The 24,428-nt window shown below is 69.6% G+C and carries 21 protein-coding genes; 13 read left to right on the top strand and 8 right to left on the bottom strand.

Translation table 11 applies throughout. The annotated features are described in order from the left end of the window. Window positions 1-228 precede the first annotated feature (228 nt). On the top strand, window positions 229-1,692 hold the full coding sequence (locus tag K8O92_13410) for a stealth family protein (GenBank protein ID UAK34742.1): 1,464 nt from the start codon (window positions 229-231) through the stop codon (window positions 1,690-1,692). Here K8O92_13410 and K8O92_13415 read toward each other — a convergent pair. From K8O92_13415 to K8O92_13445, 7 genes are all read right to left on the bottom strand, one after another. Further along, window positions 1,640-2,593 carry a phosphodiesterase gene (locus K8O92_13415; protein UAK34743.1) on the bottom strand — a complete coding sequence of 318 codons (954 nt, stop codon included), beginning with the start codon at window positions 2,591-2,593 and terminating at the stop codon, window positions 1,640-1,642. The two genes, K8O92_13410 and K8O92_13415, sit on opposite strands and share 53 nt — an antisense overlap. A gap of 163 nt (window positions 2,594-2,756) precedes the next feature. Continuing rightward, window positions 2,757-3,845: a glycerol dehydrogenase gene (locus K8O92_13420; GenBank protein ID UAK34744.1), complete on the bottom strand. Its 1,089-nt coding sequence runs from the start codon at window positions 3,843-3,845 to the stop codon at window positions 2,757-2,759. A 160-nt stretch (window positions 3,846-4,005) separates the two neighbouring features. Further along, a complete protein-coding gene (locus tag K8O92_13425; GenBank protein UAK34745.1) occupies window positions 4,006-5,409 on the bottom strand; it encodes an MATE family efflux transporter in 1,404 nt (467 codons plus the stop codon). 70 nt (window positions 5,410-5,479) lie between these two features. Continuing rightward, entirely contained in the window at window positions 5,480-6,511 is a 1,032-nt protein-coding gene (locus K8O92_13430; protein ID UAK34746.1) for a cysteine synthase family protein, read from the bottom strand. A gap of 34 nt (window positions 6,512-6,545) precedes the next feature. After that, a complete protein-coding gene (locus K8O92_13435) occupies window positions 6,546-7,850 on the bottom strand; it encodes an alanine racemase (GenBank protein UAK35673.1) in 1,305 nt (434 codons plus the stop codon). A gap of 94 nt (window positions 7,851-7,944) precedes the next feature. After that, the gene (locus K8O92_13440) at window positions 7,945-8,955 is read right to left on the bottom strand and encodes an ornithine cyclodeaminase family protein (protein ID UAK35674.1); all 1,011 of its coding nucleotides are present in this window, start codon (window positions 8,953-8,955) and stop codon (window positions 7,945-7,947) included. Continuing rightward, window positions 8,927-10,084, bottom strand: coding sequence for a TauD/TfdA family dioxygenase (locus tag K8O92_13445; GenBank protein ID UAK34747.1), 1,158 nt, complete (start codon window positions 10,082-10,084; stop codon window positions 8,927-8,929). The genes K8O92_13440 and K8O92_13445 overlap by 29 nt, the downstream gene beginning before the upstream one ends. A 321-nt stretch (window positions 10,085-10,405) precedes the next feature. On the opposite strand from K8O92_13445, the gene K8O92_13450 reads away from it, so the two are divergent. The 9 genes from K8O92_13450 (at window position 10,406) to K8O92_13490 (ending at window position 19,654) form a co-directional block, all read left to right on the top strand. After that, a complete protein-coding gene (locus tag K8O92_13450) occupies window positions 10,406-11,923 on the top strand; it encodes an ABC transporter substrate-binding protein (protein UAK34748.1) in 1,518 nt (505 codons plus the stop codon). Continuing rightward, the gene (locus K8O92_13455; GenBank protein UAK35675.1) at window positions 11,923-12,849 is read left to right on the top strand and encodes an ABC transporter permease; all 927 of its coding nucleotides are present in this window, start codon (window positions 11,923-11,925) and stop codon (window positions 12,847-12,849) included. The genes K8O92_13450 and K8O92_13455 overlap by 1 nt, the downstream gene beginning before the upstream one ends. Beyond that, window positions 12,846-13,694 (top strand): ABC transporter permease subunit, encoded by an 849-nt coding sequence (locus K8O92_13460; protein UAK34749.1) that lies wholly within the window; start codon window positions 12,846-12,848, stop codon window positions 13,692-13,694. The genes K8O92_13455 and K8O92_13460 overlap by 4 nt, the downstream gene beginning before the upstream one ends. Beyond that, window positions 13,691-15,253: an ATP-binding cassette domain-containing protein gene (locus K8O92_13465; GenBank protein UAK34750.1), complete on the top strand. Its 1,563-nt coding sequence runs from the start codon at window positions 13,691-13,693 to the stop codon at window positions 15,251-15,253. Before K8O92_13460 ends, K8O92_13465 begins: the two co-directional genes overlap by 4 nt. Before the next feature lie 96 nt (window positions 15,254-15,349). After that, complete coding sequence (locus K8O92_13470; GenBank protein UAK35676.1) at window positions 15,350-16,075, top strand: lytic murein transglycosylase; 726 nt, start codon at window positions 15,350-15,352, stop codon at window positions 16,073-16,075. 114 nt (window positions 16,076-16,189) lie between these two features. Next, a complete protein-coding gene (eno, locus tag K8O92_13475; GenBank protein ID UAK34751.1) occupies window positions 16,190-17,476 on the top strand; it encodes a phosphopyruvate hydratase in 1,287 nt (428 codons plus the stop codon). Window positions 17,477-17,566: 90 nt separating this feature from the next. Then, on the top strand, window positions 17,567-18,178 hold the full coding sequence (locus tag K8O92_13480; protein UAK34752.1) for a septum formation initiator family protein: 612 nt from the start codon (window positions 17,567-17,569) through the stop codon (window positions 18,176-18,178). Beyond that, the gene (locus K8O92_13485; protein ID UAK34753.1) at window positions 18,175-18,714 is read left to right on the top strand and encodes a DUF501 domain-containing protein; all 540 of its coding nucleotides are present in this window, start codon (window positions 18,175-18,177) and stop codon (window positions 18,712-18,714) included. The genes K8O92_13480 and K8O92_13485 overlap by 4 nt, the downstream gene beginning before the upstream one ends. Next, window positions 18,707-19,654 (top strand): Ppx/GppA family phosphatase, encoded by a 948-nt coding sequence (locus K8O92_13490; GenBank protein UAK34754.1) that lies wholly within the window; start codon window positions 18,707-18,709, stop codon window positions 19,652-19,654. The genes K8O92_13485 and K8O92_13490 overlap by 8 nt, the downstream gene beginning before the upstream one ends. Window positions 19,655-19,673: 19 nt before the next feature. On the opposite strand, the gene K8O92_13495 is transcribed toward K8O92_13490, so the two are convergent. Continuing rightward, complete coding sequence (locus K8O92_13495) at window positions 19,674-20,198, bottom strand: SRPBCC family protein (GenBank protein ID UAK34755.1); 525 nt, start codon at window positions 20,196-20,198, stop codon at window positions 19,674-19,676. A 164-nt stretch (window positions 20,199-20,362) separates the two neighbouring features. Between K8O92_13495 and K8O92_13500 the strand changes: the two genes are divergently transcribed. The 3 genes from K8O92_13500 (at window position 20,363) to K8O92_13510 (ending at window position 24,359) form a co-directional block, all read left to right on the top strand. Beyond that, a complete protein-coding gene (locus K8O92_13500) occupies window positions 20,363-21,829 on the top strand; it encodes an oligopeptide:H+ symporter (GenBank protein UAK34756.1) in 1,467 nt (488 codons plus the stop codon). A 146-nt stretch (window positions 21,830-21,975) separates the two neighbouring features. Then, complete coding sequence (locus K8O92_13505; GenBank protein ID UAK35677.1) at window positions 21,976-23,391, top strand: amino acid permease; 1,416 nt, start codon at window positions 21,976-21,978, stop codon at window positions 23,389-23,391. Window positions 23,392-23,441: 50 nt separating this feature from the next. Further along, a complete protein-coding gene (locus K8O92_13510) occupies window positions 23,442-24,359 on the top strand; it encodes a ribonuclease Z (protein UAK34757.1) in 918 nt (305 codons plus the stop codon). The last annotated feature ends 69 nt before the right edge of the window (window positions 24,360-24,428 follow it).

The following is a 24,428-nucleotide window of genomic DNA, read 5'->3' on the forward strand; positions in this document are numbered from 1 at the left end:
CTTCGCGCGTCCGGCCGTGAGTGAGGTGAAAACGAAATGGTCTACCAGTCGTCTGCATACCAGGTGATCAATTCGCACCTCCGCTTCGGCACCCTTCCCCATTTCTGAATGTCACCGCGCCGGGCGCGGTCATCACTCGCCGATGTCGAGCATCGGCGGACTCATCGCTCGGCGCGGTGCCCCGAAACAGATCGGAAACCGGCGGATCGACGGATGTGGGAGGCAAGCATGGTGGACAGGGGAGCACTGGGTACGGGGGCGGTAGAAATGGTGACGCGGCTCATGGCGAGCAATCTCGCCGTGTCCGCCGCGATGATCGAGGATCTCGGCTACTTGCGCGCGGAGCTGGCGACGGCGGAGGTGCCGTTCCTGCTCGTGCGCGACAGCGAGCACCGGCTGGTGCTCGCGGCCGACGCGGCGCACCGCACGATGGTGCGCCGGGTGACCGCCGCGGCGATCGCGGCCGGGTTCGCCTGTAAAGAAATGCAGCACAACGTGTTCCGTCTCGGGCGCGACCATGATCCGGCGCATCACGTCGAGCTGCAGCTGTGGGAGTACCACGGCGACACGGTGACCTGTCCGCGACCGAACGCGCTGACCCGCTCGGTGTTCGACCTCGCCGACGTCCAGCACACGCAGGTGCGGCTGTTCGACCGGAACTGGCCCACCCTCGTCGACATGTTCGCGCCCCAGACCAGCGATGTCGGTTTCGATATCGACCTGGTGTTCTCCTGGGTGGACGGCACCGATCCCGAGTTCCGCGCACGCCGCGCCGGGATGCTCGCCCAAGTCGTGGTCGGCGAAGGCGACGACGCGGACGCCAGGGTCCGCCAGATCGACGAGTTGAAGTACGCCCTGCGGTCGGTGCGCAAGAACGCGCCGTGGATCCGCAGGATCTTCATCGCGACCGACTCCACGCCCCCGGACTGGCTGACCGCGCATCCGAAGGTGACCGTGGTGCGCGCGGTCGACCACTTCCGCGACGTCAGCGGCTTGCCGGTGTTCAACTCACATGCCGTGGAAAGCCAGCTGCAGCACATCGCCGGGCTCAGTGAGCACTTCCTGTACTCCAACGACGACATGTTCTTCGCGCGGCCGGTGCGTCCGTCGATGTTCTTCACTCCGGGCGGGGTCAGCCGGTTCATCGAAGCGGACACCAGGATCGGGCCGGGGCGCAACAACGAGCGGCGCAGCGGTTACGAGAACGCCGCGCGGGTCAACCGTGCGCTGCTGGCCGAGCGCTTCGGCCATGTCATCACGCGGCATCTGGAGCACACGCCCGCGCCGCTGCGACGCAGCGTGCTCCTGGAGATGGAGGAGGAATTCGCGGCGGATTTCGCGCGCACCAGCGCGAGCCGGTTCCGGTCGGCCACCGACATCTCGGTCACCAATTCGCTGTACCACTACTACGCCTTGCTGACCGGGCGCGCGGTGCCGCAGGAGACGGCGAAGGTGCGCTACGTCGACACGACCAGCTACAGCGGATTGGCGCTGCTCGACGGGCTCGCACGCCATCGCGACGTCGATTTCTTCTGCCTCAACGACGGCAGTTTCCCCGAGGTCGCCGAGTTCGAGCGGGTGCGGATCGTCTCGGAGTTCCTGGCGGCGTACTACCCGGAACCGGCACCGTGGGAGCGGCTCAGTACACCGCCTCGTCATCCGCTTCGGGAGTCGACGCCTGGCGCCGCATGACGTGGGGGATGCGCGCGGCGGGCGGGATCACGATGCCGTCCTCCGCCAGCCGTTGCCGCGCTTCCTCCGGCGTGGCGGGCGCGCCGACGGTGCGGCCGCGCTCGATCGGCACCACCGAGTGCACCACGGTGTCCGGGTAGACGTGCACGTAGTTGAAGGCCTGCGCGCTGTCCTGGCCGCGCAGGCCGCCTCGAGCCACGCCGAGATCCTGGCTGTAGCAGGTGGACGACGCCACCGAGACCGGTACGCCGGCGAATGTCGCGCTGGTGGAGAAGTGCAGGTGTCCGGCGAGGATGGCGCGCACGTCGCTGCCGTCCAGCACGTCGGCCAGCCTGCGCTGATCCCGCAGTTCCACGGTGACGGCGAGGTCGACCACGCATGGTACCGGCGGGTGGTGCATGGCCAGGATGGTCCCGAAGGGCGCGGGCTCGGCCAGTACCGAGCGCAGCCACTCCAGCTGGTCGTCGGAGATCTCCCCGTGGTGGTATCCCGGCACCGAGGTGTCCAAGGCGATGACGCGCAGGCCGTCGATCATGTGCACCCGGTCCAGCGGGGAACTCGTGGGGTACTCGCCGAGCAGGCGCGCGCGGAGGGCGGCGCGGTCGTCATGGTTGCCGGTGACCCACACTAGGGGCGACTGCAAACTCCTGGCGAATGGCTCGACGATCGACTTGAGCTTGGTGTACGCGGCGGGCTCGCCCCGATCGGTGAGGTCGCCGGTGAACACGATCGCGGTCGGACGGATCCCGCTTGCCGCGGCCTGCTCGAGCAGTTGCCGTAACCGCAGGTCGGCGTCGACATCGCCGTACAGCGGGTCGTCGCCTGCGATGAGATGTGTGTCGCTGAAGTGAAACAACACGTGATCCGGACGCGGGTACTCCGCGACTCTGGTGATGGACACCGGACCGAATCCCTCCTGGCGGTTTGCCCGCCATTGGCTTGGCTCCGTCGCCACGATAGCGGCGGTTACGGACAGGTTTCCCGACGGTTGATGAAGACACGCTTGCGGGAAGGTGAGATTTCGGTGTCGAACGCTGGGGAAACGCGGGCGCCTGTGGGATTGGTCACTGACCGAGGGCGTCGGCGGCGCGCAGGGCGTCGGCCACCATCGCGGCATCCACGGTGAAGGGTTCGTTGTGGATCGTTTCACCCGGGGCGGTCGCCCGCTGCGCGATGGCCGACAGCGTCTCGTCGTCGGCGTCGGACAGCCCGAGTGCGGCGAGCGTGGTCGGCAGGCCGACCTCCGCGCAGAAATCGAGCACCGTGCCGATCTCGGACGCGGGCGCGCCCTCGAGCACGAGTTGGGTGACGGTGCCGAAGGCGACCTTCTCACCGTGCAGGAACGGGTGGGTCTGCGCGGCGGCGGTGAGACCGTTGTGCACGGCGTGCGCGGCGGCCAACCCTGAGGACTCGAAACCGAGCCCGGACAGCAGCGTGTTGGCCTCGACGACGCGCTCGAGCGCGGGCGTGACGACGCGGTTGCGGACGGCGTTCAGCGCGTGGGCGCCGTCGGCGAGCAGGGTGCGGTAGCAGAGTTCGGCCAATGCGGTGGCGCTGCGCGTGGAAGCGCCGCCGCGCATGTTGCGCACCTGCGCGGCGCCGCACGTGCGCGCCTCGAACCAGGTGGCCAGGGCGTCACCCATCCCCGCGATCAGCAAGCGGGCCGGAGCCTGGGCGACCACCGAGGTGTCCACCAGCACCAGCGCCGGATTCCGCCGGGCCAGCTGATACGCCTCGAACTCGCCCGCCTCGGTGTAGATCACCGACAGCGCGCTGCACGGCGCGTCGCTCGAGGCGGCGCTCGGGCAACTGATCATCGGCAGATCGAGGTCGTCGGCGACCGCGCGCGCCGCGTCGAGCACCTTGCCGCCGCCCGCGCCGAGGACGACAGTGCTGCCTGACTCCGCGACGGCGTGCGCGATCCGCGCGATCTCCGCCCTGCTGCATTCACCGCCGGACAACTGGACCGAATAGGCGATCCTCGCGTCCGTCAGCGAGCGCTCCCAGGTGTCGGCGAGCAGCCGGAAAGCGCTCGACCCGGCCACGATCAGCACCGGACCGCCGATCCCGAGCCGGGTCATCTCCGCGCCGAGCGCGGCGGTGGCATCCCGGCCCTGCACGTAATGTCCCGGCGAGGAGAACACGCTCAGCACCTGGCACCTCCCGATCCCGGGCCGCGAACGCGCGCTGTGACAGCCCGACCGAACGACCCTTCAACGCTACGCGAGGCGCGCCCTCGGGAAGTCGGCTTCGGCGATCGCCAGCGTCCTCCTACCCGACCAACGGTGGGGTTGGAGGACGCCGGCGACCGGATCAGGTCGGTGTGGTGAGGGTTTCCGGGAGCAGCCGCGGCCGGTCGCGGTCCAGCTCGCCCAGCAATGCGAAGTAGCGGCGCAGCATGAGGATCGCGGTGGTGGCCAGACCCGCGGTGAGCCCCCACCAGACGCCCGCGGCGCCGAGGCCGGCCGGGTAGGCCAGCAGCAGGGCGACGGGCAGGCCGACGCCCCAGTAGCCGATCAACGAGAGCCGGAAGCCCGCGTTGGTCGCCTTGAGGCCGCGCAGCAGGCCGGTGCCGATGTTCTGGGCGGCGTCGAAGAATTGCAGCACGATGCCGATCAGCAGCAAGGTGTGCGCGATCCGTACGGTGTCGGCGTCCGAGGAATCCAGGAAGGGGCGCAGCACCACATCGGGGGCCACCACGTACACCGCGCCGGTCACCGCCGCGATCACCGCGGCGTGTCGCAGGGCGAGCCAGGCCAGCGCGCGGGCGTGCGCGTGCTCGTCGCGGGCGACCGCGTGGCTGACCAGGATCGAGGCACCGTGCGACAGGCCGATCGCCACCTGGAAGACGATGTAGATGATCTGGTAGACGACGTTGTGCGCGGCCAGCGCTGCCGGTCCGATGCTGCCCATGACCAGGGCGAGCACCGAGAACATGCCCGCCTCGGAGCCGTAGGTCAAGGCGATCGGCGTACCCAGCTTCAACTCGGCGCGCACCGTCGCCAGGCGCACCGGCAGCGGAGTCATCGGCAGCGTGCGGCCGAGTTCCTCGTCGCGCCAGACCATTGCCCAGAACACGCCGAAGGTGATCAGGAACACCAGCGAGGTCGCGACGCCGATGCCCGTGAGCCCGAGTTCGGGCAGCCCCGCCTTGCCGTGGATGAAGCCGAGCGCCAGCAGCAGGTTCAGCGCCACCGAGCCGAGCGTCACCAGCAACAGAGCCTGCGGACGCTGCATGCCGACGGTGTACTGGCGCAGGACCTGGAACCACAGGCACGGCAGCAGGCCCGGCGCGAGGGCCACCATCAGCGGACGGGCGTCGGCGAGCACTCCGGGGTCCTGTCCGAGCCACGGCAGCACCCAGCCGAGTCCGATCAGCGCCGCGCCGCCGAGGAGGCCGGCGACCGTGGCGATCGCGAAACTCGACCGCAGCAGGTCACGGATCTCCGGATCCGGTGACGTGCCGCGCTTGCCCGCGGAGCTCACCGCGGTGGCGATCTGGTTGCCGCTGCCGGTGATCAACCCGACGCACATGGTGCGGATCTGGTTGAACAGCACGATCGCCAGCCCGCCCGCGGCCACCTGCCGGACACCGAGCGTGCCCATCAGCGCGATGTTGGTGGTGGACACCGCGATCTGCGCCAGCTGGGTGAGCGCGATCGGCGTGGCGAGCGCGGTGAGCCGCCCGCCGTCGCCACGGAAGCTCGAAATGATCACCGGTCCTCCTTCGCAACCGACGGGAGCGTCCCGCGCGGGCGCGGCGTCGCGCCGTACGACCGATCGGAGTTCACCGCGCCTCCACCAGAGCCTGGCGCGCGGCGGGCGTGTATCGCCGCAGCATGTCCGCGACCGAGCGTTCGGCATCGGCGTCGAGCAGGTCGCGCTCGTTCATCCACTCGTCGTCGAACACCGTGTCCAGGTACTTCTCCCCGCCGTCGCACACGATGGTGACCACGGTGGAGCCGGGCGGGAACTCCTCGAGCCGGGTGAGCGCGGCGTGCACCGAGCCGCCCGCCGACCCGCCGATCATCAGGCCCAGTTCTGCCGCCACCGCGCGGGCGGTCGCGAACGCCGCCACGTCGGAGACCTTGACGCCCTCGTCGAGTAGTGAATAGTCGACGGCGGTGCCGATGGTCGCGCCCGGCGGGGTACCGGTGCCCGACTGCCAGTACGGGCCGCCCGGCCCGCCGAAGGCGATGGAACCGACCGGCTCGACGCCGATCACGTAGGGTGTGCAGCCCAGCTGGCGCAGCCGGGTCGCGGTGCCGAACAGCGAACCGCCGGTACCCACCGCCGACAGCAGGATGTCCACCCTCTCGACGTCTTCGAGCAACTCCTCGGCCACCGCGTAGTAGCCCACGGCGTTGGCGTCGTTGTTGTGCTGCTCGGTGAAGAACGCGTCATCACGCTCGGCCGCCATCGCCTCGGCAAGGTCCTCCCGTGCCGAGGTGGCCAGGTTGTCGTCGCCCTCGTCGGCGACATACACCAGTTCCGCACCCATTGCCCGCATCGCGCGCAGTTTGTCCTTACATGCGTGATGGTCGACTACCGCGGTGAAGCGATACCCACGTTCGGCGGCAACTACCGCGAGGCCGAGCCCGGTGTTTCCGGACGTGGATTCGATGATATGTCCGCCACTGCGCAGCAAACCGCGGCGCTCGGCGTCGAGCACCATCTCGCGCGCCATCCTGATCTTGGCCGCACCGGTCGGGTTGAACTGCTCGAGCTTGAGCAGTAAGCGGGTGCCCGTCGCGGTGGCCGCGAGCTCGAACAGCGGCGTGCGGCCGATCAGATCCGTCACGCGCGTGACGAGCGGCATTGATCTCTCCTGGTTCGTATCGGGGGATGTCGAGTCAGCTACCGTCGCGGGTCCAGCGGAAACGCTCGCCAGGTGCGTCGTGCAGCACGACTTTCGGTGGGATGGGGAGTTCGTGAAAGGCGGATTCGTTCGAATCCATCTGGTAGCCGGCGGTATTCGGGTAGATCAGCAGATCGCCGATCTCGGCGGGGCGGGGTAGCGGCACCCGGCGCCAGCTGAGCATGTCGGAGTCCAGACAGGTGGCGGCGCCGACGCTGGTCGGCGTCACGGCGCCCGGCCGCGCGGGCCACAGCACCGGATCGGGCAGGTACTCGCTGTCGAACCACTGCTCCGAGAGACTGAGACTGGTGCCGTCGACGGTGAGCAGCCGGTAGGGCCGGCCGTGCGCGTGCCTGGTCTTGCTGCCCTGCACGCGGAAGACGGTGCAGCCCGCGTGCGCCAGCAGCGCGCGTCCCGGTTCGATCGCCAGGCGCACGGCGTTGTCGCGCAGCCGTCCGGCGAGATCTTCGTGCGCGAGGATCTGCGCGAGCATGGCCGCGCCGGGTACCGGAAAGTGGTACGGGTAGTACGAGTCGAAGGACTTCCCGGAGTGGAACCACTGCCTGCCCACCCGTTCGGCGAACTCCAGCGCGGCCTCGGCCGGAACGTAGTCGACGCCGAAACCTCCGCCGATCGACACGGTGGTGGCCGGATGCCCGAGTGTGCGGGCGTGCAGGCAGCGGGCGATCAGCTCGCCCGCCAGTTCCGCGCGCGCCACCGCGTCGTAGCCGGACAGGTGGAAACTGAAGCCCTCCAGCCGGATCGAGTCGCGGCTGCCGCACACCGCCAGCGCGTCGTCGATTTCGCCGGATGTCATGCCGAACCGGCTGGCCGAGGCCGCGGGCAGCACTCGGATAAGCACGCGCGCGGGCGCCGCGGAGGAGGCCAGTGCGGCGAGCCGGTCGAGCTCGGCGGGATCGTCCACGGCGATCAGCGAACCGTGCCGGGCGGCCAGCCAGAGCAAATCGTCGGCCTTGGCCGGTCCGGTCACCATGAGCTCGTCACCGCGGACGCCCTGGGCCAGCGCGGCGGTCAGTTCGCCGACGCTGGCGACGTCCACGCCCACGCCGTGTTCCGCGCACGCCCGTGCGATGCACGCGGCCTTGTTCGCCTTCTTTCCGTAGTAGATCGCGCCGTGCACCCCGGCGTGCGTGAAAGCTGCATGGAACGCCTGGATGTTGTGTGCCACCCGCGCCGGATACATCACATGGAACGGGCCGCCCATCGCGAAAGCCAGGTCACCGAGCAGATCCGGATCGGTGAGCAGTCGGCGCTCCCACGGATCGAGATGCGCGGGCATCGGCGCCGCGCTGATCGAATCGTGCGCGGCCGCATCCGATCCCGGTTCCACGACGGTACCCGTGTGTTCTAGGCCCACCGTGCACCTCCGTGCGCTAGTCCCACAGCGGCACCTCCGTGCCCCGGCCTTCCGCGATCGCCCGCTCGGCCAGCGCGTGGGCCACCGCGATGTCGGTCAGCACCAGGCCGCTGTTGTAGACGAAGACTCGCTCGTCGTCCGAGCGCCGCGCGACCGCCCGACGACTCAGGATCTGCGGCAGTTCGGCGTCGACCGGACGCAGCGTGCCGTCGGGGCCCACCATGTCGGTGCCGGTCAGCGCCATCTGCTCGGCGCTGGTCGCGATCACCCGGTCGGCATCGCTCAGCGTGGACGGCGCGAGTCCGTAACCGACCAGCACGGCCACCGAACCCGGTGCCAGATCCTCGGATTCGAGCGCGACCTCGGTGGCGGGACCCGCGGTTGCCAGCACGACATCGGCGGTCGCCGCCGCCGCGCGGGGATCGGTCACGGTCTCGAGCAGCGCGTGCGGATGGTGCTCGGCGAGCCCGCGGTGCACGGCCGCCAGCCCCTCGGGGTGCGTCCCGTAGACCATCAGCTTGCGCAGCTGCGGATTCGCGGCGAGCAGATGCGGAAGGGCGTTGCGGCCCTGGGTTCCGGTGCCGATCAGCAGCACGCTCTCCGCGCCGCGCCGGATGGTCTCGCGCACCAGCAGGGCCGACACCGCGGGCGTGCGCAGCGCGCCGACACGCGCGCAGTCCATCATCGCGATCGGCGCGCCGGTGCTGTCGTCGTAGAGCGTGATGGTCGTGTAGTACCGCTTCGTGCTGCGATCGTGGCCGGGGTCGAACTTGTAGGAGGTCTTCATCGCGACCACGCGCCTGCGGCCGTCGCGGCCGAGCATGGCGTAGGCGACCGACCAGCCGTCCGGGTTCGCGACGCTGAGCTTGCGCGGGTTGTCCGAATCACCGGCGGCGAACGCCAGATACGCCTCTTCCACCGCGCGCACCACCGCGGCCGGCGTGATCGGCACGTCGGCGAGGTCGCTGCGGCTCAACACCCGCAGGGGTGTGCTTCGGTCACGCGTGCTCAAAGGGTCCTCGATCATGTCGTACCGCATCCCGCTCATCAGTGCCGCTCTCGACCGGCGAAGTGAGCGCCGCTCGGAACGGGGCTACGATTTGTTGCCCGTAGCCATTCTCATCCGCTTCCCCGGTCCGCCGCCGTCGTTCCGGAAGCCGGATGTTCACTCGCTTGAGCCACCGGTCGGTGCCGTCGTACCGTGCGGTGAACGGCACCCGGCCGTGCACGGCCACGTCGTTGTCCACCAGCAACAGCTCGCCGGGCTCGAGCGCGGCGGTCACGCAGACGCGTTCGAGTTCCGCGGTGAGCTGCTCGTAGGCAGCGCGGAATTCGGGATCGGCTTCCGCGAGCGGGGTGTACGCGGGGTCGTAACGCAGCGTCTGCTGGTCGGGTCCGCCCGCGCTCCACAGCGTCGGAATCGGCGCTGCGCAATACATTTCGTGGCCGTCACCGTAGGAGACGTCCGGCAGGATCGGCAGCGTGGGCGTGCTGAGCACGGCACGCTGCTCGGTGGACAGTTCGATCCGGCGCACCGACGAGACGGTGGTGCCGACCAGGTCCGGATTGCGCAGGCAGCCGAGCATCAGCAGGTGCGCGCGCCGCGGATGGAAGGCGTCCTCGGTGTGCGGGCTCAGCAGTACTCTGCTGCTGGCGCCGGACTGTTCGTGCTCGTGACCGGCCGCGGGGACGATGTTGTTGACCAACCGCCCGTCCTGCTGTCCCTGCCAGCCGAACGGCTCGCCCGCGCTGCGCGCGAGCAGCAGCATGACCAGGTCGAGTTCGAACGAGTGTGCGCGCAGCGCCGGATCACCGCTCCAGCGCGCCGCCTCGCGCCAGCTCGGCGGCGTCGGCCCGAATTCGTTGTCCGACAGCGGAAGACGGCCGACGATGGCGGCTCCCGCCGCTGTGGCGGGCGGCCGCACGGCGTGACGCAGCTCGGCCGGGAGCTGCGCGGCGCCGGCATCGATCCGTTCGATCAGCGCCGGGTCCGCGAGCGTGCGCGCGGCGGCGGCCGGATCGGTGAGGGCGAGGTCGAGTGTGGCGGAGATCTCTCTGGCGAGTTCGCGCACCGCCCGGCCCGCCTCAGCGGAAAACTCGCGTCGTTCGAGATCTTGTTGGTGAAGCGTCTTACGTTCGGAGAGAACGCTTTCCACCGGAGGTCCCTTCTTCGCATCGGTTCGAAAAGCAGGGTGAACGATTAGTATGCGAAGGTAGCCCTTCCCATGGAGTGAAGCAAGGCTTACCTAAGCGCGTCGGCGAAAAAATAGCCGAATCGCATAACTTGGGTTGCGACTCGGGTGGTCGTCTACGGGTGCGCCGGGGCTTGTTTCGATGAGTTTGCGGGCGGTACGCCCCAGTGCTGCCGTTTTGGTGCCGCTATCGGCGAGTCGCGCAACCCATTAGGCTAGCCTGTCCTGATCAATACACTGAGTGCGGGTACCGCCGTGGGTTCGGTTCAGGAAGAGGGCAGCGCAATGGTTTTGAATCGACGGCAACTGCTGGGGTCTGGTCTCGGCGTCGGGGCGCTACTGCTGGTAGCCGCATGTTCCGACGGCACGAACCCCTCCGGGCCCGCGCGGCGCGGCGGCACGCTGCGCGTCGGCGCGCTCGGCACCGCGGCCCGCATCGAACGCGATCCGCACGCCAACCTCAGCAACGACAGCGACTTCCTGGTCACCTCGCTGGTCTACGACGCCCTCACCGTGCCGGGCGGAAACCCGAATATCGCTGCGCGCCTGGCCACGCGCTGGGAGCCGGACGCCGATCGGCGGCGGTGGAGCTTCACGCTGGCCGAGAACGCGACATTCCACGACGGGTCTCCGGTGACGTCCGAGGACGTCGTGTGGTCGCTGCGCAGACTGCGCACGGTCGGCGGCGCCTCGAAGATGCCGGTGGCCGTGGAGGACATCACCGCAGACGGGCCGAACCGGGTGATCCTCACGGTGCCCGCGCCGAATACCCAACTGCCGCTACTGGTCCGGTTGATGACCTTCACGGTCAAGAAGGACACCACGGACTTCACCGAGGCGATCGGCAGCGGACCGTTCCGGTTGGAGTCCTACCACGGCGGCAACGCCCGGCTGGTGCGCAACGACCGGTGGCACGGCACACCGCCGCTGCTGGACGCGATCGAGGTCACCATGTTCGAAAGCGTCACCGCGCTGGGCAACGCGGTGCTCGGCGGGCAGATCGACTTCGCCTCCAACGTCGGCGCCATCGCCGGACGCACCGCCGAGGGACGCGGCGACCTGACGGTCGTTCGCCGCCCGAACGACACGATGCTCGGCGTGGCCATGCGAACCTCCGACGGTCCGTTCTCCGACGCGCGGGTACGCACCGCGCTGCGGCTGGGCGTCGACCGCAAAGCCCTGGTGAACCAGGTGCATTCGGGCTACGGGTCGGTGGCCAACGACATCCTCGGCACCGGCGACCCGCTCTACGACACCTCCATCGCCCAGCACACCCGCGACGTGGACCGCGCGAAGGCGCTGCTGCGCGAAGCGAATTTCGACACCGGCCGCAGCTATCCGCTCGTCACCAAGGCGGAGGCCCCCGGCGAGGTCGAGTCGGCGAAGGTCATCGCCACCCAGCTCGCCGACATCGGCGTCCGGCTCGAGGTGGTCACCCAGGAGCCCAACGCCTTCTACGACCAGACCTGGCTGAAGGCGCCGCTGTACACGGTCTCCTGGGGCACCAACGACTCCACGCTCTTCTTCGCCAGCAATCTGCTCTCCAGCGGCTCCAACCGCAACGAAACGGCCTTCAAGGACGCGGCTTTCGACGCCGCCACCGCCAAGGCTTCCGCCGCGCGCAGCGATTCGGAGTACCAGCAGGCCGCCCAGGAAGTGCAGCGCATCCAGTACGAGCGTGGCGGCTACCTGGTCTGGGGTATGGCCGACGGCATCGATATCGCCTCCTCCCGGGTGCGCGAACTGCCCACCCTCGGCGGGTTCGCCCGGGTTCAGTTGGAAAGGGCTTGGCTGGCCGAGTGATCTCCTTCGCGCGACTCCTCTTGCGGCGCGTCATCCTGCTGGTGACGCTGCTGGCGTGCGTCTTCGTGGCGGTGGATCTGCTGCCGGGGAATACCGCCCGTGCCGTCCTCGGCCGGGAGGCCACGCCGGAGCAGATCGCGGCCAAAGAACACGAACTCGGCCTGGACCGCCCGCTGGCGATCCGGTTCCGGGACTGGATATCGGGTGTGGCGACCGGTGATTTCGGGCGTACCGCGCGCGGGCGGTCGGTCAACGACCTGCTCGTCGACAAGTTCCCGCCGACGCTGCTGCTCGGCGGACTCGCCCTGGCGCTGACCGTGCTCGCCTCCCTCGCGCTGGGCGCGTGGTGGGCGACCCGCCCGGGCAGTGCGGCGGCACGCGTATTGCAGCCGGCGACGACCACGGCGGTGGCGGTCCCGGAGTTCGTGATCTCGACGGTGCTGATCCTGATCTTCGCGCTGGCGCTCGGCTGGCTGCCCGCCGTCACCATCACCGACCGGTCCGGATTCCCGGCCGGGCCGCAGATGCTGGTGCTGCCGGTGCTCGCGCTCGCGTTGCCGCAGATCGGGTGGAACACCAGGGTGGTGCGCGCCGCCCTTTCCGACGCGGCGCTCGCGCCGCACGTGGAAAGCGCGGTGCTGGACGGACTTTCGACGCGGGTCGTACTCACTCGGCACGTGCTGCCCTTCGCGTTGCCGACGATCGTCGCCAGCTTCGCCACCACGGTGGGGATGGTGCTCGGCGGCGCCCTGGTGGTGGAGACCATCTTCAACTACCCCGGTCTCGGTGCGGTCCTGGCCGGTTCGGTGGCCGACCGTGACACCTCGGTGGTCGCCGCGGTGGTCGCGCTGTCCGGAGTGGTGATCATGGTCATGCTGGCCGCCGCCGACGGCATCCGTACCTGGTCGTTGCGGGGGCGGCGATGACCGTTTCCAGGGCGGTGCGCAGAACAAGGGCGACAGGCGCAGAGCGTCGGCGGGCGAAGCGCGGGCTGGGCCTGCTGACCGTCGCGCCCGCGCTGGTGGTCACCATGCTGTCGGTGCTCGGGCCGACACTGGCACCACACGCCGCGCAGGAGGCGGTCGGCATACCGTTCGGTGATCCCGGCGACGGCGCGGTGCTCGGCACCGACCGGCTCGGCCGGGATGTGCTCAGCCAAGTGCTCTACGGCGGTTGGGGATTGCTGTTGCTGTCGGCTGTCATCGCGGTGGCGGTCACCGGTCTGTCGTGTGTGCTCGGCGCGGTCGCCGCCCTGCGTCCGCGCATCGGCGCGATGATCGAGCTGGGCACCGACTTGTTCATCCTGATCCCGGCGGTGCTGGGCATCCTGCTGGTACTGACTTCCTGGCCGGACGCGGGCAGCGTCGGACTCATCGTGGTGGCGCTGCTGTTCGGCGTGCCGTACTGCGCACGGATCTTCGCGGCGGCGGCCGCGGGGGTCGCGGCGTCCGGGTTCGTGGAGAGCGCGCTGGCCGCGGGCGAGCCGCTGCGGCATCTGGTCTTCCGGGAGGTGATCCCGAACATGCGCGAAGTCCTGACCACCCAGCTCGGGCTGCGTTTCGTGGCCGCGGTCTACCTCGTGAGCACGGCGTCCTTCCTGCAACTGCCCACCACGCTCGGTGCGAGCAACTGGGCGGTCATGGTGCGCGAGAACGCCTCCGGCATGCTGCTCAATCCCTGGGCCGTGCTGGCCCCGAGTCTTGCGATCGCGATCGTCGCGGTGAGTGTGAACCTGGCGGTGACGGCGTTCGGACGAGGGGTGCGGGAATGAACGACGACATTCCGGTGCACGACCTCGTCGCGGTCGAGAACCTGACCGTGCTCGCCGCGGACGGGCGGGAGCTGGCCGGTCCGGCGACCTTCCGGATACCGGCGGGCACGGTCACCGCGCTCACCGGTCCGTCCGGGTCCGGCAAGACCACGGTGATGCGCGCCCTGCTCGGACAACTGCCCTCCGCCGCGGCGCGGACGACCGGTTCGGCGTCGGTCGCCGGGCACGACGTGTTCGCGCTGAATCGCGACGCGCTGCGTCGTTTCCGGCGCAGGCACATCGCCTACGTGGGACAGGATCCGGGATCGGCGTTGAACCCACTGCTGCGCGTGCGCGCCCTGTTGCGCGAAGTGGCTCCGGACGCGTCCAAGTCCACCCTCACCGATACGCTGGCGCTGGTCGGCCTGTCGCCGGACTACCTGCACCGCCGCCCCGGGGAACTCTCCGGCGGTCAGCAGCGCCGCGTCGCCCTCGCCAGGGCGCTGATCCGCCGGACCGGCGTGCTGGTGCTCGACGAGCCGCTCGCCGGGCTGCACGGCGCCCTGCGCACCGACATCGCCGGACAACTCGCCGCACTGGCTCGGGAGCGGTCTACGGCGATCCTGCTGTCCGGGCACGACACCGCCCTCGTGCACTCGATCGCCGACGACGTCGTCGAACTCGGGGACGGTCTCCCGGCGTCATCGCCGATCGGTCCGGGCTCGGCGTCACGAACCGCCGTCTCCGCAGCGGTTTCCGATGCCGAATCAGGGCCGCGTGCGTCCGCGGCGGTTCGCGACGAGCCGAACGGCCGCGAGCGTTCACCTGCTACCGCGACGGACGATCGAGATGTCCTGCGCGCACGGGGAATCACCGCGTCCATCGACGGCCATCAGGTGCTTGCCGATATCGACCTCGCGCTCGGCGCGGGTTCGGCGCTCGCGGTGGTGGGCGCGTCGGGCGCGGGCAAGACCACGCTGGCGCGCGTCATCGCGGGTCTGCACGATCGCGCGAGCGGGTCGCTCACCCTGCGGGGCGAGCCGGTCACGGTCGGGCGGGGACGGCGTATCCGCTACGGCGCGGGCGGCATTCAGCTGGTCACCCAGAACCCCAGATCCGCGCTCAACCCGCGCCGCACGGTCGCGCAAACGCTGGGCCGCCCGCTACGGCGAATCGGCCGCGTCCCGCGCCGCGATCTCGCGCGGCGGATCACCGAGCTCCTCGCCGCGGTGGAGCTGTCCGCCGACATGGCCGCCCGCTACCCGCACGAGCTGTCCGGCGGCCAACGCCAACGGGTGGCGCTGGCCCGAGCGTTGGCCGCCGACCCCGCCGTGCTCCTGTGCGACGAGATCACCTCGGCCCTCGATCACGCCACCGCGGCAGCGATCATGGCACTTCTGGACCGGATCCGGGCCGAGCACGACACCGCCCTGCTGATCATCACCCACGACATGGCGTTGGTCGCCGAATATTGCCCGAGGCTGCTCGTCCTCGATCACGGACGCATCGTCGAATCCGGCCACACCGGAACCGTTCTCGCCGCACCCGCGCACAACGCGACCAGTGAGCTGCTGGTCTGACCCGGGCCCCGCCGCCGCGGGGACAGTCATGCGCGCACCCGACACGCAGTGGACTCGATCACCGGCTTGCCGTGGGCACTCGCCGTCATCTGGATCATGGAAGGGGTGTTGCGAAAGACCGGCGCCTGCGCCGCCGTCGTGGTGATCCTCGGGCTCGCCGGTTGCGGGATCGACCGCACCCCCATCCCGGAGGGCATTCCGCCCGGCCCGGGCACCCCGCTGCCCGTGATCGACCTGGACGCTCCCGGACGCACGGCCGTCCAATTGCGTGGTTGGTCCGACGAACAGGCCGATCGGCTGGGTATCCCGTCGATCGCGCTGGAGGCCTACGGCTACGCGGCCGCCGTGATGACCCGGGCCCGTCCCGGCTGCGGCATCGCGTGGACCACGCTCGCGGGCATCGCGAGCGTGGAGAGCAAGCACGGCACCCATCGCGGTTCGGAGGTCGGCGACGACGGCTCGGTCCGCCCGCCGATCATCGGCATCCCGCTGGACGGCGCACCGGGCGTCGCGCGGATCGCCGACAGCGACGGCGGCGCGCTCGACGGCGATCCGGTGCACGACCGCGCCGTCGGTCCGCTGCAATTCATCCCGGAGACCTGGAAGCGCTGGGGCGTGGACGCCAACGGAGACGGCGTCGCCGATCCGCAGAACATCGACGACGCCGCGCTCACCGCGGCCCGGTACCTGTGCGCGAGCGGCGGCGACCTCACCTCCGAGCACGGCTGGCAGCGGGCGTTGCTCACCTACAACCAGTCGCGCAGCTACCTGCTGACCGTGCGTGACCGGGCCGCCAGCTACAGCGTCGGCCGCCGGGTGTGATCCGCCGGTCCCCGGAGTGCCGGTTACCCGCGGCGCGGCCGGGACGATAGGCTCGCAGCGCACGGCCCATCCCGTGAGACCTACCGTGTCAGCAGCCGAAGGAGTGTCGTTTTCGTGGCCATCATCGAACAGGTCGGAGCTCGCGAGATCCTGGATTCCCGCGGTAACCCCACCGTCGAGGTCGAGATCGCTCTCGACGACGGCACCCTGACCCGGGCGGCCGTGCCCTCCGGCGCGTCCACCGGCGAGCACGAGGCCGTCGAACTGCGCGATGGCGGCGAGCGCTACGGCGGCAAGGGCGTGCGCAAGGCGGTCGAGGGCGTGCTCGACGAGATCGCGCCCGCCGTGATCGGCTTGGACGCCGTGGAGCAGCGCACCGTCGATCAGGTTCTGCTCGACCTGGACGGCACCCAGGACAAGTCCCGCCTCGGCGCCAACGCGCTGCTCGGCGTTTCGCTGGCCGTGGCCCGCGCCGCCGCCGAGTCCTCGGGCCTGGAGCTGTTCCGCTACCTCGGTGGTCCGAACGCCCACGTGCTGCCCGTGCCGATGATGAACATCCTCAACGGCGGCGCGCACGCCGACACCGGCGTCGACGTCCAGGAATTCATGGTCGCCCCGATCGGCGCGGCGACCTTCAAGGAGTCGCTGCGCTGGGGCGCGGAGGTCTACCACGCGCTGAAGGCGGTGCTGAAGGCCAAGAGTCTGGCCACCGGCCTCGGTGACGAGGGCGGTTTCGCGCCCGACGTGGCGAGCACCAAGGCCGCGCTCGACCTGATCAGCGAGGCCATCGCCAAGACCGGCCTGAAGCTGGGCAGCGACGTCGCGCTCGCGCTCGATGTCGCGGCCACCGAGTTCTACACCTCGGGCAGCGGCTACAAGTTCGAGGGCGCCGTGCGCTCGGCCGAGGAGATGGCGCAGTTCTACGGCGAGCTGATCAACGCCTACCCGCTGGTGTCCATCGAGGACCCCCTGTCGGAGGACGACTGGGACGGCTGGGTCACCCTGACCGACCAGATCGGCGACAAGATCCAGCTCGTCGGCGACGACCTGTTCGTCACCAACCCGGAGCGCCTGGAAGAGGGCATCGCCAAGGGCGCGGCCAACGCGCTGCTGGTAAAGGTGAACCAGATCGGCACGCTTACCGAGACCCTGGACGCGGTGGAGCTGGCGCACCGCAACGGCTACAAGACGATGATGTCGCACCGGTCCGGCGAGACCGAGGACACCACCATCGCCGACTTGGCCGTCGCGGTCGGCAGCGGCCAGATCAAGACCGGCGCCCCGGCTCGCAGCGAGCGTGTCGCCAAGTACAACCAGCTGCTGCGCATCGAGGACGCGCTCGGCGACTCGGCGCGTTACGCCGGCGACGTGGCGTTCCCCCGCTTCGCGTTCGAAGGCTGACCCACGGTGCGAGCGGCGTGCCCCGCGGAGGTAGCCTGCGTGACCACGCAGGGCGCCGGGAGCGCCGCGAAGTAGAGACCGAGGCGTGAGATGACGGAGCGACGTGCGCGTGGGACCAGTCCGGCCGGACGCGGGGACCGCCGCACGTCGCGTGCCGCCAGATCACGTCCGGCCGACTCCGCGGCCAAGCGCGGCCGCAGGAGATCGGAGACCGCCCAGAAGCCGAAATGGCGCAGGAGCGCGTCGCGTTCGGCCGCCGAGCAGCACGACCACACTTTCCTCGGGCTCTCCACCGGCAAGGCGGTGATCCTCGCGATGGTGGTGTGCGGGCTCGCGCTCACCCTCGCCGTGCCGATGCGCACGTACTTCACCCAGCGCGCGGAGGCCGCGCAGCTGGCGCAGCAGCGCGAGGAACTGGAGGCGGATCTGGCCCGGTTGCGGGATCGCCGGGCCCAGCAACAGGATCCGGCCTACATCCGCACCGAGGCGCGGGACCGTCTTCGCTTGGTAATGCCCGGTGAGACCCCGTACATCGTGCAGGTGCCCGGCATCGAGGCGCCCGCCCCGCCGCCCGCGCCCACCAGAGCCAGGGAACCCGATCCCTGGTACACCGAATTGTGGCGCAGCATCTCCGAGCCGGGGCCTTCGCCTGCCGCCGCTCCGCCATCACAAGCACCGGAAGGACTGGAAGGACCCAGGTGAGCGCACCGAACGACCAGGATCTCGCGATCATCGCCGAGCAGTTGGGCCGTGCGCCGCGTGGCGTGCTCGCCGTCGCTTACCGCACTCCGGACGGGATCCCGGCCGTTGTGAAGACCGCGCCCCGGCTGCCGGACGGCACTCCCTTCCCCACCCTCTACTACCTGACCGATCCCCGGCTCACCGCGGAAGCGAGCAGGCAGGAATCCGCCGGTGTGATGCGTGAGATGACCGAGCGGCTCGGCGCCGACCCGGAGCTGGCCGCCGCCTATCGCGCGGCGCACCAGAGCTATCTGGCCGAACGGGACGAGATCGAATCGCTCGGCACGGATTTCACCGGCGGCGGGATGCCCGAGCGGGTCAAATGCCTGCATGTCCTGATCGCCCACGCACTGGCCAAGGGGCCAGGGGTGAACCCGCTCGGTGACGAGGCCGTGGCGCTGGCCGCCGAGCACGGCCTGCGCGGCACCGCGATCCCCGCCGACTGGCCCGCGTACCCGCCGAACGGCCCCGAGAGACTGGAGCACAGCGATGAGTGACCGGGTTGCCGCCGTGGATTGCGGCACGAACTCCATCCGACTGCTGATCGCCGACGTGCTCGGCGACGGCCGCCTGACCGACGTGCATCGCGAGATGCGGATCGTCCGTCTCGGTCAGGGGGTCGACGCCACGGGCTCGCTCGCGCCGGAGGCGATCGAACGCACCCGCGCCGCGCTGGCCGACTACGCCGCGCTGATGCGCGAGGCGGGCGTCTCCAGGGTGCGGATGGTGGCCACGTCCGCCACCCGGGACGCCGCCAACCGGGAGGACTTCTTCGCCATGGCCCGCGCCGAACTCGGCGCCGTGGTCGCGGGCGCCGAAGCCGAGGTGATCACCGGTGACGAGGAGGCGCGGCTGTCGTTCGCCGGCGCGATCGGCGAACTGTCGGAAGCGGCGGGTCCCTTCGTCGTGGTGGACCTCGGCGGCGGATCGACCGAGCTGGTGTTCGGCGACAGCGCCGGTGTGCGCGCCGCGTTCTCCGCGGACATCGGCTGCGTCCGGATCACCGAGCGGTGCCTGGCGGGCAACCCGTCGACCGCCGATCAGATCGCGGCGGCGCGCGCCTTCGCGACCGAACGGTTGACCGAGGCGTTCACTCACGTCCCGGTGGAGGGGGCGCACACCTGGGTCGGCGTGGCGGGCACGATGACCACCCTGGCCGCGGTAGCGCTCGATCTCCCCGAGTACGACTCGGGGCGGGTGCATCTCACCCGGCTGACCATGGATCAGGTGCACGAGGTCTGCGACCGCCTGATCGCCATGGACCACGATCAGCGCGCCGCGCTCGGCCCGATGCATCCGGGCCGGGTCGACGTGATCGGCGGCGGTGCGGTCATCACCGAAGTGCTCGCCGAGGAACTGTCCCGGCGCGCGGGCATTTCCGAGCTGGTCGTCAGCGAGCACGACATCCTCGACGGCATCGCCCTGTCCATCGCCTGACCGGCCGGGCCGCGTCCGGTCAGCTCCGCGGGGCGTTTCCGTCCAGCTTGATCTCGGCGTGCGTCTCGGCTCCGGCGCGAACCGCGGTGCCGGTGTGCGCCGCCCGGCGCGCCTTGCCGACCGCTATATCGGCGAGCCGGGAAAGCGACTCCTTGTTCCGTGGCACCAGAAGGACCTCTTGCAGCACGTTGGGCACCAGCGTGCCCAATCCCCGTTTCGCGTGCTCGTACATCCGGATCTCGGTTTCACCGGGCACGGTCTCGACGAGTTCCAAGCGGATCCACGCCGAGCCGAGGGGCGAGAACTTGGCCTCGAGTTCGAGCATGTGCGGTGGGTCCACCGAGACGACCTGCGTGGTGTCCTCCGCGGTGAACGGCCAGACTCCCACGCTGTAGTGCAGCTCGGAACCGGCGGCGGGCCATTCGTCGTCGACGTCTCGGATGTGCGTGGCGCCGACCACCCAAGCACAGAACAGCCAGCCGTCGGCCAGGACGGCGAAAACCTGTTCCGGAGTCGTCGGCACGGTGATTTCCACGTGGACCATCAGCTCAGCGCTTTCTGGGTGCGGGCCGGGGCGGGTTTGCCTGTCGCTTGCGGGTTGCCCGATGGGGGGGTGGGCAAACCCTGTTGCGCGCGCGGGTTTCTCCTCTCGCCTGAACAGAACACACGAAATCTCCTCCGCACCGGCCGAGGTGCGATCTTCGTCGAATGATCGAAGCGACGACCTCGCGAGAATCAGTGCGGACACCGACCGTGTTCGGCCACCCGATCGGGCTGGCCAACCTGTTCGGCGTCGAACTCTGGGAGCGGTTCTCGTTCTACGGGATGGTCACCATCCTCGGGTACTACCTGTACTACTCGGCCACCGACGGCGGTCTGGGCTTGGCCAAGGACACCGCCGTCGGCATCGTCGGCGCCTACGGCGGCCTGGTCTACCTGTCCACCGTGCTGGGCGGCTGGATCGCCGATCGGTTGCTCGGGATGGAACGCACCCTGTTCTACGGCGGCGTTGTCGTCATGGCCGGGCACATCGCCCTGGCCGTGCTGCCCGGCCTGTCCGGCGTCGGGGCGGGGCTGGCGCTGGTCGCGCTCGGCAGCGGCGGCTTGAAGGCCAACGCGTCCTCGCTGCTGGGCACCCTCTATCCGCAGGGTGACGCCCGAGCGGCCGGTGGATTCACGCTGTTCTACCTGGGCATCAATCTAGGCGCGTTCACCGGGCCATTGCTCACCGGCCTGCTGCAGACCCGCCTGGGTTTCCACTACGGCTTCGGTGCGGCCGCGATCGGCATGGCGTTCGGCCTCGCCCAGTACGCGATGTTCCGCCGCAATCTCGGCACGCACGGCCGCAGGGCGCCCCACCCGCTCGCGCCCGGAGCCGCCGTGCCGATCATCGCTGTATCGGCCGCGGCCGCGGTGCCGATCGCGGTGGTGTGGATGACCGGCGTCGTGACGCTGGACAATCTGCCCGAAGTGACGACGGGCGTCTTGGTCGTCGCGTCGGCCGGGTACTTCACACTGCTGCTCACCAGCGCCGAGGTCACGCCGTCCGAGCGCGGCCGGGTGCGGGCGTTCCTCCCGCTGTTCCTGGCCAACGCGGTGTTCTGGTCGCTGTTCAAGCAGATCTTCACCGTGCTGGCGGTCTACTCCGACGAGCGGATGAACTGGACGATCCTGGGCTGGACCGCGCCTTCGAGCTGGATCGGATCGATCCAGCCGGTATGGGTGCTGCTGCTGTCGCCGTTGTTCGCGCTGCTGTGGACGAGACTGGGGCGGCGCGCCCCGAGCACTCCCCGGAAATTCGCGCTCGGCGTGATCGGTATGGGAGTGGCGTTCTGGCTGTTCGTTCCCATGTCCGGCACCACGGGACGCGCCGTGCCCGCCCTGCTCGTGCTGGCGATCATGGCGGTGTTCGCGATCTCCGAACTGCTGCTGTCGCCCATCGGGCTTGCGGTGACCACCCAACTCGCACCGGAAGCTTTCCGGGCTCAGATGATGGCACTGTACTTTTTCTCGGTTGGTATCGGAACGTCGATGTCGGGTAGCTTGGCCCGGTTCTATGACCAGGACCATGAGTTCGCCTACTTCGGCATCACCGGGACGGTCGTGGTGTGCGCGGGGCTGATCGTCGCCGCCATCGCACCATGGATCAGCAAGTTCATGGCCGGCGTGCATTGACCCGCCGGATGGGTACAGAACAAACGCACAGCAGCACGAATGAAGGAGTACGCGTGACGACCAACCCCGGGCCACAAGCCGAACCGGCGGGTGACGTCTCGCCTCGGTGGGGCGATCTTTTCCGCACCAAGTCCGTCGAACAGTCGATCCGCGACACCGACGAACCCGACTCGAAACTACGCAAGGACCTGACCGCCTGGGATCTCACCGTCTTCGGCGTCGCTGTCGTGGTCGGCGCGGGCATCTTCACCCTCACCGCACGCACCGCGGGCAACGTCGCGGGACCGTCGGTCTCGCTCGCCTTCGTGTTCGCCGCCATCGCCTGCGGGTTGACCGCGCTCTGCTACGCCGAGTTCGCCTCCACCGTGCCGGTCGCGGGTAGTGCCTACACCTACTCCTACGCCACCTTCGGCGAACTCGTCGCCTGGATCATCGGCTGGGACTTGATCCTGGAGTTCGCGCTCGCCGCGGCGGTGGTGGCCAAGGGCTGGTCGCAGTATCTCGGCGAGGTGCTCGGCACCACGTCCCCGATCGTGCACATCGGCTCGGTGAGTTTCGACTGGGGCGCGGTCCTGCTGATCACCGTGCTCGGTGTGCTGCTCGCGACCGGCACCAAAGTGTCCTCGCGGGTATCGGCCGTGGCGGTCGCCATCAAGCTGGGCGTGATCGCGTTGGTGCTGGTCGTCGGCCTCACCTACTTCAAGTCATCGAACCTCTCGCCGTACATCCCGCCGTCGCAGCCCGGTGAAGAAGGCGAGGGCTTGCGGCAGTCGCTGTTCTCCTATCTGACCGGCGCCGGGCACACCGACTTCGGCTGGTACGGCCTGCTCGCCGCGGCCAGCCTGGTGTTCTTCGCGTTCATCGGCTTCGACGTGGTCGCCACGACGGCCGAGGAGACCCGTAACCCGCAGAAGGCGGTGCCCCGCGGCATCCTCGGCTCGCTGCTGATCGTCACGGTCCTCTACGTCGCGGTCTCGCTCGTGCTCACCGGCATGGTGCCCTACACCGAGCTGTCCGGTGGCGACGCGACGCTGGCGACGGCGTTCGGCATCCACGGAGTGACCTGGGCGAAGAACATCATCTCGATCGGCGCCCTCGCCGGGCTCACCACGGTGGTCATGGTGATGTACCTGGGGCAGACCCGGGTGCTGTTCGCGATGGCGCGCGACGGGCTGATGCCGCGCAAGCTCGCGCACACCGGCAAGAACGGCACGCCGGTCCGCGTCACCGTGATCGTCGGCGTGGCCTGCGCGGTGCTGGCCGGGTTCGTGGACTTCGGCACGTTGGAGGAGATGGTCAACATCGGCACGCTGTTCGCGTTCGTGCTGGTTTCGGTGGGCGTGCTCATCCTTCGGCGCACCCGCCCCGATCTGCCGCGCGGCTTCCGGGTTCCGCTGGTGCCGTTGGTTCCCGTGCTCGCGGTGCTGTCGTGCCTGTGGCTGATGCTGAATCTGTCCGTGGAGACCTGGCTGCGGTTCCTGGTGTGGATGGCGATCGGCTTCGTCGTCTACTTCGCCTACTCCCGGCGCAACTCCCTGCTCCGCAAGACCCCGGCCACTTAGTCGCGCACGCCCTGTTCGGCTTCTCGCCTGTCGGCGGATAGCCTGACGCGGTGTCGCAGCGTGAGTTGGTTGTTCTCGGAACCGCGAGTCAGGTGCCGACGAAACAGCGAAACCACAACGGGTACCTGCTCCGGTGGGACGACGAGGCGATCCTGTTCGATCCCGGTGAGGGTACGCAGCGGCAGATGACCTATGCCGGTGTCACCGTCACCGGGCTCACCCGGATTGCCATCACCCATTTCCACGGCGACCACAGCCTCGGGCTGGCGGGAGTGGTGCAGCGGATCAACCTCGACCGGGTACCGCATCCGGTCGACGTCTGCTTCCCGGCGTCGGGCGCCGCCTACTACGACCGCCTGGTCAACGCGACGTCCTACTATCACCGCGCCGAGTTGCGTCCGCGCCCGATCACCGGGCCCGGCCCCGTCGACCTACCCGGCGCGCCGTTCACGGTGACGGCGGTCCCGCTCTCCCACCCGGTGGACACCTTCGGCTATCGGCTCAGCGAGCCGCCCGGCCGGCGAATCCTGCCGGATCGGTTGCGTGCCTTGGGGATGCGTGGCTCGATCATCTCCGAACTGCAACAGCGCGGCACTGTCGAATTCCGCGGTCGCACCGTCAGCCTGGACGAGATCAGCGAGCCACGGCCCGGCCAGAGCTTCTCCTTCGTGATGGACACCCGCTTGTGTCCCGGCGTCGAGGAACTCGCCGCCGACGTCGACATGCTCGTCATCGAAGCCACCTTCCTGGACGCCGACGAGCACCTGGCCATCGAATACGGCCATCTCACCGCGGGACAGGCAGCGCGGGCGGCCGCCGACGCGGGAGTCCGCACCCTGGTACTCACCCACTTCTCCCAGCGTTACCGCGACCTCGACGAGCACTGGGCGGAAGCTGCAAAGTACTTCTCCGGCGAGATCCACATCGCCACCGATCTCGCCCGAATCCCGCTGCCGCCCAAGCGCTGAGGCGCCGCGCCGATATTCGCCACGCCGAGTTGGCCCGCGGACGCTAACACCAGCCCGCCGCTACCGATC

Origin of the sequence: Nocardia asteroides (assembly GCA_019930625.1) — a bacterium.
Taxonomy (GTDB): Bacteria; Actinomycetota; Actinomycetes; order Mycobacteriales; family Mycobacteriaceae; genus Nocardia; species Nocardia sputi.